This is a genomic window from uncultured Microbulbifer sp., from assembly GCF_947498635.1.
GTDB lineage: Bacteria > Pseudomonadota > Gammaproteobacteria > Pseudomonadales > Cellvibrionaceae > Microbulbifer > Microbulbifer echini.
On sequence record NZ_CANMKV010000034.1, the window covers coordinates 1 to 14,698 of the forward strand.

At 50.6% G+C, this 14,698-nt stretch carries 14 protein-coding genes; 9 read left to right on the forward strand and 5 right to left on the reverse strand.

Annotated features, from left to right (window positions below; genetic code table 11):
* The first annotated feature begins 206 nt into the window (after positions 1 to 206).
* The 7 genes from Q1A69_RS15565 (at position 207) to pcp (ending at position 6,137) form a co-directional block, all read left to right on the forward strand.
* The gene (locus Q1A69_RS15565; protein ID WP_299587293.1) at positions 207 to 368 is read left to right on the forward strand and encodes a hypothetical protein; all 162 of its coding nucleotides are present in this window, start codon (positions 207 to 209) and stop codon (positions 366 to 368) included.
* A gap of 554 nt (positions 369 to 922) precedes the next feature.
* The gene (locus Q1A69_RS15570) at positions 923 to 2,005 is read left to right on the forward strand and encodes a 3-deoxy-7-phosphoheptulonate synthase (RefSeq protein WP_299587295.1); all 1,083 of its coding nucleotides are present in this window, start codon (positions 923 to 925) and stop codon (positions 2,003 to 2,005) included.
* Positions 2,006 to 2,295: 290 nt separating this feature from the next.
* Complete coding sequence (locus tag Q1A69_RS15575; protein WP_299587297.1) at positions 2,296 to 2,751, forward strand: hypothetical protein; 456 nt, start codon at positions 2,296 to 2,298, stop codon at positions 2,749 to 2,751.
* A gap of 290 nt (positions 2,752 to 3,041) precedes the next feature.
* Entirely contained in the window at positions 3,042 to 3,650 is a 609-nt protein-coding gene (locus Q1A69_RS15580) for an OsmC family protein (protein ID WP_299587299.1), read from the forward strand.
* 613 nt (positions 3,651 to 4,263) lie between these two features.
* The gene (locus Q1A69_RS15585) at positions 4,264 to 4,671 is read left to right on the forward strand and encodes a hypothetical protein (protein WP_299587301.1); all 408 of its coding nucleotides are present in this window, start codon (positions 4,264 to 4,266) and stop codon (positions 4,669 to 4,671) included.
* A 283-nt stretch (positions 4,672 to 4,954) separates the two neighbouring features.
* Positions 4,955 to 5,374, forward strand: coding sequence for an ester cyclase (locus tag Q1A69_RS15590; protein ID WP_299587303.1), 420 nt, complete (start codon positions 4,955 to 4,957; stop codon positions 5,372 to 5,374).
* Positions 5,375 to 5,468: 94 nt separating this feature from the next.
* Positions 5,469 to 6,137, forward strand: a complete 669-nt coding sequence (gene pcp, locus Q1A69_RS15595; protein WP_299587305.1) for a pyroglutamyl-peptidase I — start codon at positions 5,469 to 5,471, stop codon at positions 6,135 to 6,137.
* Between the two features lie 153 nt (positions 6,138 to 6,290).
* Here pcp and Q1A69_RS15600 read toward each other — a convergent pair whose 3' ends face one another.
* Positions 6,291 to 6,575 carry a hypothetical protein gene (locus Q1A69_RS15600; protein WP_299587308.1) on the reverse strand — a complete coding sequence of 95 codons (285 nt, stop codon included), beginning with the start codon at positions 6,573 to 6,575 and terminating at the stop codon, positions 6,291 to 6,293.
* 123 nt (positions 6,576 to 6,698) lie between these two features.
* Here Q1A69_RS15600 and hrpB point away from each other — a divergent pair, with 123 nt between their 5' ends.
* Together hrpB and Q1A69_RS15610 are read left to right on the forward strand one after the other, a co-directional pair.
* Positions 6,699 to 9,275, forward strand: coding sequence for an ATP-dependent helicase HrpB (gene hrpB, locus Q1A69_RS15605; RefSeq protein WP_299587311.1), 2,577 nt, complete (start codon positions 6,699 to 6,701; stop codon positions 9,273 to 9,275).
* Between the two features lie 283 nt (positions 9,276 to 9,558).
* Positions 9,559 to 10,569 carry an endo alpha-1,4 polygalactosaminidase gene (locus tag Q1A69_RS15610; RefSeq protein WP_299587313.1) on the forward strand — a complete coding sequence of 337 codons (1,011 nt, stop codon included), beginning with the start codon at positions 9,559 to 9,561 and terminating at the stop codon, positions 10,567 to 10,569.
* Between the two features lie 68 nt (positions 10,570 to 10,637).
* Here Q1A69_RS15610 and Q1A69_RS15615 read toward each other — a convergent pair whose 3' ends face one another.
* The 4 genes from Q1A69_RS15615 to Q1A69_RS15630 form a co-directional block, all read right to left on the reverse strand.
* Positions 10,638 to 11,072: a nuclear transport factor 2 family protein gene (locus tag Q1A69_RS15615; RefSeq protein ID WP_299587315.1), complete on the reverse strand. Its 435-nt coding sequence runs from the start codon at positions 11,070 to 11,072 to the stop codon at positions 10,638 to 10,640.
* On the reverse strand, positions 11,056 to 11,931 hold the full coding sequence (locus Q1A69_RS15620) for a patatin-like phospholipase family protein (protein WP_299587318.1): 876 nt from the start codon (positions 11,929 to 11,931) through the stop codon (positions 11,056 to 11,058). Before Q1A69_RS15620 ends, Q1A69_RS15615 begins: the two co-directional genes overlap by 17 nt.
* Positions 11,932 to 12,733: 802 nt before the next feature.
* Positions 12,734 to 13,612 carry a patatin-like phospholipase family protein gene (locus Q1A69_RS15625; RefSeq protein ID WP_299587321.1) on the reverse strand — a complete coding sequence of 293 codons (879 nt, stop codon included), beginning with the start codon at positions 13,610 to 13,612 and terminating at the stop codon, positions 12,734 to 12,736.
* A gap of 178 nt (positions 13,613 to 13,790) precedes the next feature.
* Positions 13,791 to 14,669 (reverse strand): patatin-like phospholipase family protein, encoded by an 879-nt coding sequence (locus Q1A69_RS15630; protein ID WP_299587324.1) that lies wholly within the window; start codon positions 14,667 to 14,669, stop codon positions 13,791 to 13,793.
* Positions 14,670 to 14,698: the final 29 nt, after the last annotated feature.

The following is a 14,698-nucleotide window of genomic DNA, read 5'->3' on the forward strand; positions in this document are numbered from 1 at the left end:
GGAAGGTGTTAAATTACTTGAGCCCACTGGAATTTTTGGTGGGTAAACGTGTGTCACTTATGTTGGCAATCTAGGAACAACTCCACCAACCATTAGCGACCCCCTCTATCCAAACAAGTCACCGCACATAGAGGCTTCCTTATACAGGGGCTCCAAACTATAGGCTAACCACGATTTGCAAACATTCTGTGAACCAGGAGTATCCCTTGCTGGGATCACCCCAGCTATATCACGCAAGGCAGATCGCCCCCAACAGCAAGCCGCAAGTGCGCCAAGTGATGGAACACCAAAAGAATGATGGATTGCCACCAAATGTGGCGAAAGAAAAATATTGGAATACTCAAGGTTCGGTGGTCAAAAAAAGTTGACCACTACACTGCGAGGCTTGACCTGAGCAGCTCACGGTGGCACTTAACCGGCCGCGCCTTTGTGTGCTTCAACGGCAACTTATCTAGTTGGCCGTACCAGCACGGCAAGATTCATCCACACCACCAGTTCCCTCACTAAGTCGTATCAAGCACAAGCTCCACAGGGTTACGCGCGCTCAGATCAGCCTTCCACTTCTCCAGCCTATATGGCCTAGCTACCCCCACGCTTGATGATGGGCTGCACAGTCCAAACCTGGACAGCTTATCTACCTTGAGCACACGAGCTTGTCAGACTTGCTGAAGTTCGCCAACTAGGCAGGCCGGTAGGGTTCCCATCCGCCATACCCTCCACGCCAAAACTGTCCACACAGAGCCCCCCAATTTCTGTCGAACTGCCAAACTGTCCTAGGATAAATGCAAATGAATACCTCAAAAGAGGGGCGATTATTTGGTTGCAAATGAAACCCTCGCCCTATACTCCCCAGCGCAGTAGGATAAGTTATCCGCCTGCAACAGCAGCGCGGCAACAAGGAATAGAGTAACCAGTAAACGCCATGACCACACAGCAGTTTGACGACTTAAATGTTGTCTCCCAGGAAGTTCTGATCAGCCCGGAGACACTCAAGGCAGAACTCCCCAGCAGCGATGCCGCCGAAGAGAGTGTTGCCAAAGGCCGCGCTGCCGTGCGCGATATACTCGATCGCAAAGACCACCGCCTAATGGTGGTAATCGGGCCCTGCTCCGTTCACGATGTGGATGCAGCTATGGATTATGCCCAGCGCCTTAAAACCGTCGCGGACAAAGTCTCCGACACCTTGTTGGTCGTAATGCGCGTTTATTTTGAAAAGCCGCGCACCACCGTGGGCTGGAAAGGCCTGATCAACGACCCACACTTAAACGACTCCTTCAAAATTGAGGAGGGGCTCCATATCGGCCGCAAGCTGCTCCTCGATATCGCAGAATTGGGCTTGCCCACAGCCACCGAGGCACTGGACCCCATTTCCCCCCAGTACCTGCAAGACCTGATTTCCTGGTCCGCCATTGGCGCGCGCACTACGGAGTCCCAGACGCACCGCGAGATGGCCAGCGGCCTTTCATCTGCGGTGGGCTTTAAAAATGGTACCGATGGCGGCCTGGAGGTAGCTATTAATGCCCTACAGTCTGTCGCCAATCCACACCGCTTCCTCGGCATCAACAAACGTGGCCAGGTCGCCATTATCCATACCTCTGGCAACCCTTACGGCCATGTGGTGCTACGTGGCGGTAACGACAAGCCCAATTACGACTCTGTCAGTGTTGCTATGTGTGAACAGGAACTCCGCAACGCCGGCATCACCCCAAATATCATGGTCGACTGCAGTCACGCCAACTCCAATAAAAACCACGAGTTACAACCTCTAGTGGTGGATAACGTGACCCACCAGATTCTCGATGGCAATCAATCCATCATCGGAATCATGGTAGAGAGCAATTTAAAAGCCGGTAACCAAAAGATAAGCTCCAATCTGGATGATATGGAATATGGTGTTTCCGTCACCGATAAATGTATCGACTGGGTCACCACCGAGTCCTTGTTACTGGGCATGGCGGAGCAATTACGTGAGCCGCTGAAGTGCAGAAATACAGTACCTAAATAGCTAAACACTATTTATTTGAGGGGCCTCAAGGCCCCTTACCTTTCGCAACTTTCCTCCCTGACGCCCTATCCTATCTCTTGCCTACAATATGCCTCTGAAACAAAACCGCATTTAGCATACAGCTTCTCTACTAGATGCACGCTATTAGCTGACAATATCGGCTTGTGCGAGTATTCTCCTGCAGCAGACAGCCCAATGGGGATGGATTCCCCCGTAGATTATTAACGCCTAGGTTTGAGGCTGTCACTAGCACGTCCTCCAACTCAGGTGTCCCGGAAGGAAAAAGCAAGATGGAACTGCAGTCCAATAAGGTAACAACCTATATACTGGGTGGTTTTGTATTTATTTGGCTATTGGTGAGCTTGAGTTTTGCCTTGGATAACGGTTCTATTTTCTCTTGGATTGCAACAACCCTACTGTCTATCCTCGCCGTGATGACCTTTTCCTTTAAAAAAAACCACTTTATAGATATTGAGAGCAAGCAATATATATCCAGAAATCAAATTCTTTGGCACAACTGGATAGAAAAAAAGCCCCTTTCAATTTTTAAGGGGTTAAAAATAGTCTCTTCGCCACACCACGTTAAAGACAGCAAGAAAAATCATGTCAATTGGCAGGTGGTTCTAGTTTTTAAGTATGCAAGTTCCACAGAGGGTATCAATGCAGGCTCTTTTTACCGCAAAGAAGATGCACAAAGGCATATCAATAAACTACAAAAAATGACTGATTTACCCTTGGTAAATTAAGCATTAATCTGATCCTACCCACCTACAACAAGCACTCTCTCCCAGCCGCGCCACAAGCGGTTCCATTTTTCACCACAAAATAACCACTCGCTATTGTCAGGCTCCCAAACCTTTATTGAGCCCCTCACTTCAGCGAGAACGCCAGAACTCCATTGGGGTTCCTAAAGTAGGATTTTATTCCCAAAACTTCTCAGCTTCCCTCTGCCCTGCCTACAATCAACACGATATCGAGGGAACTCCACCTATCGACCAATTAGTCACAAAATCTATATTAGGAGAGGAGCTTCGCTATGGAGTCAGTTCATTGGGAGATGTCGCCCTCAACGATCGTGCGCAAAATCAATGGAGAGGCTGAACAGGCAACCTTTGCGCCGCCACACCTGGACAAGGTAAAACAAGGAGAGCAATTAAAATTCCACGCACACATCAATGTGGAGCCTATGCCCCAAGGCCACCACCTCAAGAAAGCAACCATATTCTCCAATGTACCCAATGGTGGAACGTGGGAGCTTATTAGTGATGAGGGCACTGCCGTCGGTGGTAGGGGTAGCGCCCCATCGCCAATTATGTATTTTTCTGCAGGACTCGCACTTTGTATGATGTCTCACGTCGAAATGCTTGCCCAGTTAGCAGACATGCACCTAACCAAAATTAGTCTAGAGCAGAAAACCGAGTTTTCCACCACCCTCAACTTTGGTGGTATTAAACCAGAGGATATTTTTGGCAAGGGGGATAAGGTAGAGATCCATTTAATGATTGAAAGTGATGAAACGGAAGAAAAGCTCCTGAATTTTGCTCACTGCTGCAGGCAAGCGTGCATGTCTCTACAAACAGTGGCGCAGGCCACACCAGTTACTACCGCCCTCTTCATCAACAATAAAGCGATCGAATTTGAGTAGAAAGACACACTAGATTAAAAAAACCCCAAAAATCCCAAAGGGGGGTTAACATTCTCCTTTTTACGCAAATAACGAATAAACTTTTCATTATCACATGTAAAAAAATCCCCTTACTTATAAGATCACAGACAAACAAGCTTCCAGGATTATTTCATAGCCTAGAATCTAATCGGCCAACCCTCGTATTTATCCTGCTTTCATAAATTAACGCCTCAACGGTTGAGAGAAGCCTGTCTGAAAGCCTCAACTACCGAAAATCATCTCACCCTCTATTTATGAAGATCAATCTCACCAGCTATTAAACCAGTTTCCTCACCGCCAACATTGCCACCTTAAAGTCACCCTGAGAAACGTTTAGGAAAATTACATCCAAAACAATTAACCGGCACCACTGCAAGAAAAGCACGCGGATTACTACAGGGGAAAGATAAATTAGAACCCTATCAGTCTAAACGAAAAATATCAGAAAATTTTACTATTGAAGGTTTGGCCCTTTATCTCTTAATCGCATTAAGCCCACGCCTACAGTTTCCGAAACGTCCAATAGAGCGCATTGGGACAACACATGCGTTTGAGTAGACTAGTTCGCAAGTTGGGAGAAGGAGAAAATGTTATGCGTTATTTATTTTCATTAATTTTATTGTTCTCTATTGCCGGATACGGGGTTGCACAAGAACGTCTCTCGCAACTACCTGCTGGTGCTTCACCGGTGCAAATACTTGGTAAGACTTACTATCAAAGTGGTAATACATTCTATGCCTTCAGTGAGCAGGGCCGTTATTTCTACCAAGTACAACCGCCCACCAGAATACGTCAATATGAACGTCCGAGAGACATGTATATTCGTGGAGCACGCCCAGGAACTCATGCTCAGAGAGGACGCCCAGGAATTCAGGGTCTGACCCGAGACCAGGTTGAGGGTTGTATGAATGCCGCGGCAGACAAGGCCAATGCCAACCCAGCGATCGGTGGTAAGGTCTATATTCGCGAATATAACCAGTGTCTCAGTAACTATCGCTAACATTAGGCAACTGATGACGCAATTTCAGAGTTAGATAATTGAACCTGGAAGGGGCTGCAAGGCCCCTTTCTCATTTATTCAATCACAGACTTTCCAACATCCTAACCACTTAGCCCATTAAACCGTTTTCTCTGATAATCATCCGGCGAAAAAAACCACAGGCGCTGGATATTCTGCCTTGAGACCGACTTCTTTCCGTCTGATTCAAATGTTCACTCTCTCTTACACTATGCTTGCTCTGCTTCTTTCGCCAACCCTGCCATCTATAAGCCTGGAGAGCGCCATGTCCGCCAATCATAAAGCCACATCAAGAAAATTACTCGAATTATGGGGGGACAACACCCCACATGAAGCCTCAAATTATTTGTCTGCCAATTACAAAAATCACCAAATGCCCGATGCCTCAAGTGGCACCTCCGCTAAATCCCTCGCCGAATGGCAGGATTTGGTGACCGAATTCCATCGGGGCTTCTCCGATGTAAAAATGGAGATTCTGCTTCAAGTTGAAGAAGGCGACTATGTCTGTACACGCTGGAGAATTACAGCCACTCACACAGGGAAGTTCATGCAGTATGAGCCAACCCATAAGACCACCAGCTGGACTGGCATTCATACTGATCGATATGAAGGCGGGAAAATGGCTGAAAGCTGGGTGGATTGGGATAAGTATTCCTTTCTGGAGGACCTGGGCCTCATAGGCTAGATTTCTACACACTAGGATGTCTCTGGCTTTCTTATTAGTTTCTGGAATGAATAATATCCAGATATCCACCTCATCTGATTACCGTATAGAGTGCATGACAAAAGTTCTTGTGAGCGGATTCGAAGCCTTTGGCCATACGCCGGTTAACCCTGCTGAATCGGTGATGCGGGTGCTCGATGGTACCCGTATTGGCATTGCCGAAATCTGCGGCCTTCTTGTGCCAAACAACTTCTTCGAGAGTATTGACACCGTCACCGCAGCCATTGCCGAGTTGCGCCCCCAACTTGTAATTATGCTGGGTGAGTATGCGGGTCGCGCAGTAATCACCATAGAAAGAATCGCGCAAAACTTTAATGACTCAAGCCGCTATCACCTCAAGGACAATCGCGGGGTGGAAATGCAGGGTGAGCCTACCATTCCCAATGGCCCTGTCGCTTATCGCAGCAACCTGCCCCTTCGCGCCATGGTTAAGGCCATGCGCAATACAGGGGTGCCGGCGGATATATCCGACACCGCCGCAACCTTTTGCTGCAATCACCTGATGTATGGGGTGCTTCACTACATTATTACCAATCAATTGAATATACGCGCAGGCTGGATACATCTTCCACAATTACCACAAGTGGCCGCTCTTGCGGAAAATATTGGTACTCCCAGTATGTCTAGGGAAACAGCCGCTCTCGGCGTACATGCCGGAATTGAGGCCGCGCTGGCATATAGTCAAGATATCGATGAACCAATTTTATCCAGGTTCCAGATTTAAAAAATCTCCGGAACAGCACTCTAACCTCAAATTTAATTCAGAATAAAAACGGTCTGCCAATGCGGACTCGTCCGAGGCGCCAATCAAAACAAATACAATTCGACATGACGCATCGCCATGATTAATCCAGTTATGCATCGTAGCGGGTTGAACTTATGCGTCACATTCCGACAAATGCACAATCGCCCCCTTACCCAGCTGCATGTCGATCTCACCAGAGAGCACAATTACATGATTAATACTATTTGTGCGATATATGCGGGGTGACACACCTGGACCAAACTCTACCACCTTGAACATAGAACCCCCAGGTATCACGGTACCAACCTGGCGCGCCCCCTTATCTTCACCGTCCTCATAGATCAACAGGTAAATCAGTGGTCGTCCATAACTGCTGCTGAGTTCTCTACGCACGCCAATGGGAAATATGCTGGACACAGCATCAATACAGATTGCTCTATAGATAATTCAGTTTAACCGTTATCACGCCAGCCAAAACCGCCCAGGTAACTACTGCCGCCCCTTATAACTTCTACTGCCCTACGGCTATAATCGCTCCCCATGTCAGAGTTACCTATTTATTCCGCCCTACCCGAGTTGCAACGCTGTCTGGATATGCACAGCAATGTGGTATTGCAGGCTCCGCCCGGTGCGGGTAAAACCACTGCTGTGCCCTTGGCCCTACTTGATGCCGACTGGCTGGGCCAGCAAAAAATCATCCTGTTGGAGCCGCGCCGCCTGGCAGCACGCACCGCAGCGGCACGTATGGCTGCACTGTTGGGGGAAAAGCTGGGCGATACCGTTGGCTACCAGGTGCGCGGTGAACGCCGTGTGAGCCAACGGACCCGTATTCTGGTGGTGACTGAGGGCATCCTTACCCGTCTGTTGCAGTCTGACCCAGAATTGGCTGAGGCCTCGCTAGTTATCTTCGATGAGTTTCATGAGCGCAGCCTGCAAGCCGACCTATCCCTGGCGCTGTGCTTACAATCCCAGGAGTACCTGCGCGAGGACCTCAAACTGCTGGTGATGTCCGCAACCCTGGAAACGGAAGCGGTAGCCAAAGTACTCGGCGATGCGCCAGTAGTGAATAGTGAAGGACGTAGCTTTCCCGTGCAGGTCGATTACCTTACCCAGCGGGAGACACCAGAAGACCATCGCTCCGTGCCCACACTGATGGTGCGCAAAATTGTAGAAGCGCTGCGAGAGGATGAAGGCAGCCTCCTCGCTTTCCTGCCTGGCGTGGGAGAAATTCGCCAAGTGGAGACATTGCTTCGCGAACAGCTCACTTATGGTAACCAGGCAAACGCAGACACTATCGCCATTACCCCCCTCTACGGCGACTTGACCCGGGAACAGCAAGACCAAGCTATTTCCCCTGCGGGACCTGGTCAGCGCAAGGTAGTACTGGCTACCAATGTGGCGGAGACCAGCCTGACAATCGAGGGCATTCACCTGGTTGTTGACTCCGGCCTGATGCGGGAATCACGCTTCGACCCCAACAGCGGTATGAATCGGCTGGAGACCTGCCGTATTTCCCAGGCCTCCGCCACACAGCGTAGCGGCCGTGCGGGACGCCTCAGTGCAGGGCGCTGCCTGCGCCTGTGGAGCGAAGGGCGCCAACCCAACCTAAGCAGTAAAAACACACCCGAGATTCTGCGCAGTGACCTGGCCCCCCTGGCCCTGGAACTGGCCCAGTGGGGCGTGAGTGAACCCAGCGAACTCCGCTGGCTGGATCTACCCCCACCGGGACCCCTGGCGCAAGCCCAGGAACTTCTTCAACAGTTGGGAGCGCTCGACCGGGACTTGCGCATTACCCAGCACGGCAGCGCCATGCTCACTCTCGGCTGCCATCCCCGCCTCGCGCATATGATGCTCCGCAGTCTTGATTGGGATTTATCACAGCAGGCATGCCTACTGGCGGCGCTATTGTCGGAGCGGGATATCTTCTGCGGTGAAGCCCGCTGGGATCGGGATATCCGCAAGCGTATTGAAGTACTACAGGGGCAAATGAAAGGTCAGAGCATTGATCGCGGAGCTGTCCAGCGCATCCGTCAGCAGAGTAAAACCTGGCACGCCCAACTACAGAATGTTGTCTCATCACAGCTGCAAAATGCAGAAGACCTCGACCAAACTGACGGGGTGGGGGCACTCGTTGGGCTGGCTTATCCGGACAGAATTGGCAAAAGCCGCCGTGATCGCGGTCGCCGCTTTCTCCTCTCCAGTGGCCGGGGAGCGCATTTCTCCCACGACGACGCCTTGGCGCTCAATCACTTTATTGCAGTTGCGGAATTGGATGGCCAGGGCCGCGATGCGCGCATCCAGTTGGCCGCACCAATTTCTGAAAATGCCTTACGCCACTGTTTTGCCGACAGGATCGAGGAAAAAACCACCATTCGCTGGGATGACATCGCTGGGCGAGCCGAGGCGCTGAAAGAGGTCACGCTGGATAAACTGGTGCTGCAACAACAAGCAGCCAAAGATATCCCAGCAGAATTATTGAGCCGCGCCCTACTGGACGCCATCCGCCAAAAGGGGCTTTCCCTACTGCCTTGGCGTCACGAAGCACAACAATTACGCCACCGACTGATGTTCCTCCGCGAAGAGGAGCACAGCAAAGCTCAGCCAGAAGGGGGGCTACTGCCCGACTGGAGTGAAAGCGCACTACTGCAAAACCTGGAAAACTGGTTACTGCCCCATCTACACGGGCTCCACAAACTGGAACAACTCAAACAGCTGGACCTGCTCAATATTCTGCGCGCCCAACTCGATTGGCCCAAGGTACAAGCGGTCGATGAACTCGCACCCAGCCACTACACCGTGCCCAGCGGCTCACGCATCGCCATTGATTACGCGGTATCTCCGCCAGTACTCGCCGTACGCCTACAGGAGCTCTTTGGCCTGACAGAAACCCCAGCAATTGTACGCGGACGCTTTCCCTTGATGATTCACCTGCTCTCCCCAGCCCGGCGCCCGGTTCAAATCACCCGCGACCTGGCGAATTTTTGGGCAAACACTTACGAGGAGGTTAAAAAGGAGTTGCGTATTAAATACCAGAAACACTACTGGCCCGATGATCCGCGCACCGCTGTCGCCACCAACAAGACCAAAAGGAAGATGGGCAATCCCAGTGGCCCTTAAGGGAGCCCCAGGACAGATCTATGGTTTTTCGACTCCAGTTAAGCCCGGATACTGTAGATCCCCATTAAATTACTTCAATTTCATCTCGGGCTTGCCAAAGGGGAACGAAATCCGTACTTTTCTGCCAATAAGTTATTAACAGACATAACCTCTAAACTTGGAGAATCTCCGAATAATTCCATGAATCGCTCTGAATGCCCCATCGGACGGGCCTTGAAAGTTTTAGAGATGTCGCGAAATTATTCAGGAATGCCCAACCATTACCCCCATTTGGAGAAACCCCTTGCACAGGAAGCTCTTAGTACTTCTCAGCCCGCTGCTTTTTCTCGGCTGTAGTTTTGACGATTTACCCGACTTCATCATTCCCGCCAATGTAGACTACGATCAGGAGATGCGCCTACTAGTGGAGGACATCAGCGTCTATGCCAAGGGCATCGACCGAGATTTCATTGTTGTCCCGCAAAATGGCATCGAGTTAATCACCACCAATACCCAAACCAACGGCCCGGTAGACAACACCTATGTGAATTCCACCGATGGTATCGCCCAGGAGGCGGTCTTCTTTGGACAGGACGGTAAGGTAGACCAGCCAACCAGTGAAACTGAAAGCGATCGCCTGCAAGACTATCTCGACTTGGCCAAGGAAGAAGGCCGTGAAATCCTGGTGACCGATTTCGCCAATACTGAGCCCAATATTGACGAGTCCTACAAAGAGAACGCAAAAGCCGGCTACCTCTCCTTCGCCGCCGACTCGTTAAACCTGAACGATATTCCACCCCACCCCAAGGAGCCCGTCAATGTAAACAGCAACAACATTGATAAGCTGGAAGATGTCAAAAATTTCCTTAACATCACCAATCCAAGTCTTTCTAACACGCGCCAGGACTTTGTCGATAAATTATCCGAAACCGACTATGACCTACTGATTATCGACTTCTTCTTTACTGATGGCGAACCCTATACCGAAGAGCAGATCAAGCAGCTCAAGGTAAAGAGCAACGGCAGCCGCCGCCTGTTGATGGCCTATGTCGATATTGGCATGGCCCAGAGCGACCGCTACTACTGGGACCCCTCCTGGCCGACCAACCCCCCGGCCTGGTTACTGGACGAAGTCCCCAATGAACCGGGCAACTATTACGTGGAGTACTGGAAGGCCGGATGGCAGGACATTATCTATGGCAACAACGATTCCTATATCTTCATGATCGCGGATGCCGGTTTCGATGGCGCCTATATGGATGGCATCGACGTTTTCGAATACTTCGACTCTCTGGAAACAGAGGAAGAGGAATAAGCCTCGCGCTATAACGTGCAAAATTTCCGCCCACCACTTCATTTTGCTGGGTGGGCGGGAATGCGTCATCAGATCGGCTGCGCGTCCTTGTACTGGGTTACGTACTGGGAAAGTCGGCCAGACATCTCTTCCGCCAGCTTCTGCAGGGCGTTGAGAGGCCGCACCATCACTTCAAACTCCACTATCTTACCGCTCTCATCAAATCGAATAATATCCAGGCCCTTCAGGCTCTTATCGCCAATAGTGGCCTTAAACTCCAGAGCCAGATCACGACCGGATTCCGTGGTAAAACTGCGGTCGTATTCAAAGCTCTCGAAGACCTGCATTACGGTATTGAGGATCAGGCAAACTGCCGCAGAGCTGTGGTAGGGCTTGAAAAACGCCGGAGAGCGGAATACCGCATCCTCCGCGACAATCGCCGGTAGCCGGCTGAAGTCCCGCGCCGCAACCATCTCGTGCCAGAGGGCAATGGACTCCGCTATTGCATTATTGGAATTGTTCATCGGATATCTCCTGTTCGAACATAGGCTTGTGTAGAAACTCCCGGCCATCGGCACAGCCGAGTTCATAGGTCATCTGCGCCAGTTCCGGGTTGGTGTAGTCCCAGACACTGATAAAGGGCGGCTTTGAGGGTTGCACGTAGGTCCATAACTGCTCGCCGTTACGTCGCGTAAAGCAGTTTGGGTAGCGTGGGTAACGACGACTGAGCAATATCAAGACCCGACCCTCCCCACTATCCAAGCCCGCCACCGGAATATTATCCACCACCCCACCATCGAGCACCGGAGCACCAAAGCGACGCAGTCGCGGCGTAAAAGGCGGCGTACAGGACGAACATAGAATCAGCTCTACCAGCTCTTCCACAGTTGCACAGTCCTGCGCGCGATAAAAATTCTGCTTAAACCCCAGGCCAAGAGCCACCTTCGGGTGTAGGCGGCGCATTACATGTTTGTCGGTATAGTAGGCGAGCGCCCCCACACCAAACGCCACCCCGGCTGTCAAAAAGCGCGGGGGATGAGTAATGGCAATCTGCAGATCAGCGGCATTGCTCAACGGTTCCAGGCCATCGCGAAATAACTCCAGCATGGCATTACGAAAAATCCCATACTGGGGAAATACCCGCTCTTTCTTTAACAGATTGCTCCAGTAGGCATTTTTGCGATTGGCCGCAAAAGCAGACCAAAAGTGCTCCCTGCCGGCCTCAATACGCCCCATCAGGATCAGGCTCGCCATCAGTCCACCCGCGGAAACCGCAGTTACCCGCCTGGGAGAAAGCCCGATTTCATCAGCAATAGACTCCCAAAAACCTATCTGCCAGGTACAGCGGCCGCCGCCACCGGCAAAAACAACCTGATCAAACATGTGTCCCTTCCCTCCCTCAATGGGCCTGTCGCCCTCCCTGTCCACAAAAGCGCCCCAACATCCCATTCTGGCAGCCCATACGCACAGCGATACAGTGAACCAATATATACAATATGCAACTTGTTGCATAAGCTAATGGAATCAGCAAGTTAGTGCAAGCAGAGGATTTAGCCACCGCACCCAGCCTGGTATTAACAGAACAAGCAAACACCCGCTGCCCCCCGGTAAGCAATCATCAATGTATACCTTCTTTGCAGATGGCTATAAGAAAACGCCGAGAGATTGAGGGAAATTAAGAGTGGCGAAGTGGCGACAATCTGCTAGGACACCCTAAAACTTCGGGATAATTTCATCGTGCCTTTGGCTTACACAGCCGCCCACCATCAAAGTCCCTCTTTACAAAACATCTAAGGAAGCTCTGGGCACCTTTCATTCTACCCGGCGTTACCACCTGTTTTACTCAGCGCGACACACGGGTGTCAACTTGGTGTTTTTTTGCTGCGATATCGACTTTATGGATTTATTTTCTATTAATAAAAAATCATGAAATAAAGATGAAAAAATAAGCATTACAAAGGTAGTGACAAAGTTAAAACCCCAACGTTAAGAGTGATACAACCACTCCATAAATTAACTAGTGGCATCAAACAAATTGCATTCTTATCAGCTTATGACTTTGGGTATGTAGCCAAACCCTATAAACCTCATCGGGAAATTTTTCATACTTATTTCCCCTCCTGAATTAACTTTATGGACTGTTTAAATACGGCTATTTCTTGTGAAGCTTCCTGATACATAGAGGCTAAAGTGTCTGAAGGGCTGAGCCGTTGTAAGTGCCCGACTTAAGTTTTCTCAGTGTTGCCCTACCGTCGGCTCGACCAATTTCCAGGGTCTCTATAACCGCATCGGGGTTAGTGAAATCCCACACTTTAATCGGCAATGACTGTGAGGGTTGCACATAGGTCCAAAGCTGAGAACCTTGGCGCTGGGTGAAACAATCGGGGAAGTCGCGGAAACGACTGGTAAGCAGAATTAACACCCTACCCTCATTGCTGTCCAAGCCACCAACCGGAACATTGTCCACAATCCCTCCATCCAAAATTTCCCTGCCATTCAAATGGAGCCTTGGGGTAAATGGGGGGGTACAAGAGGAGCTCAGAATCAAGTGCTCCAGTTCGTCCATATTTTTACAGTCTTGAGCGCGGTAGAAATTCTGGCGAAACCCGAGCTTAGTCGCCGCCGTGGAGTGGAGATTACGGGTAAACCCCTTGTCTGCATAGTAAACAACGGCTCCAAAAGTTAACGCCAAAGGACCGTACATCCAGCTCGGTGGGTGACTGACCGCGAGACGCAGTTCCGCTACGCCCTGCAGGGCCTGCGGCCCCTTATCGAATAACTGCCGAATACCGTCCCGACAGATGGCGTACTGGGGAAACACCGCCTCCTGAGTGAACAAGTTGCCCCAGTAGATATTTTTTCGGTTAGTATCAAATACCGAACGTACATATTTTACCGCCTCTCGCCCCCGGCCAATCAAGAGCAACCCCGCCACTAGGCCACCGGCAGAAACCGCACTGATCACCCTGGGCGATAAGTCGACCTCATCAGCCACCGATTCCCAAAAGCCAATCTGCCAAATACAGCGACCGCCACCGCCAGCAAAGACAACCTGATCGAACATTGATATACCCCTTTTATACCACCACACCACTCTTCCTGAGCAGGCGCATCCCGTACTCCCCCAATCAATATCCAAATGCAGCACCTGCGAGCTAGAGCCGACACTGAGCGACCAAACTGCCTTTCAGATAGAACGCTATCGGTAACCTCCGCCAGCCATAACATCTTTTCGTTAGAAATTACTTTCCTGGATGAGCGGCGTAATAGCCCCGCTCCGCGAGCATATTCTGCAAAAATTGGCGACCATCTTGGCGGCCCATTTCATAAGCTGTGACCAACCCCTCGGGATTCGTAAAATCCCAAACACTGATAGGCGGCGATCGCGAAGGCTGTATATACGTCCAGAGCTGCTTGCCGTTGCGCCGGGTAAACCAGTCGGGAAATCTAGGGTAGCGGCGGGTGAGCAGAATAAGCACCCGACCCTCTTCAGCATCGAGGCCACCAACCGGCACATTGTCTACTACGCCTCCATCCAGGGCTTCCCTTCCCGCCAAGCTTAATCTTGGTGTAAAAGGCGGAGTACAGGATGAACTCAGGATCAACTTTCCAAATTCACTGACACCGGCACAATCTTGGGCACGAAAAAAGTCCTGTCGATACCCAAGGCGTCGTGCCATTTTGGGGTGCAATTTGTGCAGTAAATATTTGTTGGAATAATAAATTACCCCTCCAACTGCCAGTGCCAGTGATACCGGTAAACAGTTTGGCGCGCGTGACACGGCAACCCTCAATTCTGCCGCAGATTTCAAGCTGTCAAAGCAGTCGCTATATAGGGCTATTATCCCCTTCTGATAAATTCCGTAATGAGGAAATACCGGCTTCTTGCCCAGCAGGTTTTTCCAATACACGTTTCTTCGATTGCCCCTAAAGACCGAGGAAAAATAATCCACCGCATCAGAGGCCTTACCAGTGAGTATCAACCCCGCGATCATCGCGCCCGCAGACACTCCCGTGACCACTCTCGGTTTAAGGTTTATCTGATTGGCGACCACCTCCCAAAACCCGATCTGCCAAGTACAACGGCCACCACCCCCAGCGAATACCACTTGATCGAACATCCGTTAAACTCTCCACCAAACGAGACACG

Bases quoted from the DNA above. Each gene is read 5' to 3' on its own strand.
- Q1A69_RS15570 (WP_299587295.1), top strand. From the start codon at position 923: ATGACCACACAGCAGTTTGACGACTTAAATGTTGTCTCCCAGGAAGTT.
- Q1A69_RS15575 (WP_299587297.1), top strand. From the start codon at position 2,296: ATGGAACTGCAGTCCAATAAGGTAACAACCTATATACTGGGTGGTTTT.
- Q1A69_RS15580 (WP_299587299.1), top strand. From the start codon at position 3,042: ATGGAGTCAGTTCATTGGGAGATGTCGCCCTCAACGATCGTGCGCAAA.
- Q1A69_RS15585 (WP_299587301.1), top strand. From the start codon at position 4,264: ATGCGTTATTTATTTTCATTAATTTTATTGTTCTCTATTGCCGGATAC.
- Q1A69_RS15590 (WP_299587303.1), top strand. From the start codon at position 4,955: ATGTCCGCCAATCATAAAGCCACATCAAGAAAATTACTCGAATTATGG.
- pcp (WP_299587305.1), top strand. From the start codon at position 5,469: ATGACAAAAGTTCTTGTGAGCGGATTCGAAGCCTTTGGCCATACGCCG.
- hrpB (WP_299587311.1), top strand. From the start codon at position 6,699: ATGTCAGAGTTACCTATTTATTCCGCCCTACCCGAGTTGCAACGCTGT.
- Q1A69_RS15615 (WP_299587315.1), bottom strand. From the start codon at position 11,072: ATGAACAATTCCAATAATGCAATAGCGGAGTCCATTGCCCTCTGGCAC.
- Q1A69_RS15620 (WP_299587318.1), bottom strand. From the start codon at position 11,931: ATGTTTGATCAGGTTGTTTTTGCCGGTGGCGGCGGCCGCTGTACCTGG.
- Q1A69_RS15625 (WP_299587321.1), bottom strand. From the start codon at position 13,612: ATGTTCGATCAGGTTGTCTTTGCTGGCGGTGGCGGTCGCTGTATTTGG.
- Q1A69_RS15630 (WP_299587324.1), bottom strand. From the start codon at position 14,669: ATGTTCGATCAAGTGGTATTCGCTGGGGGTGGTGGCCGTTGTACTTGG.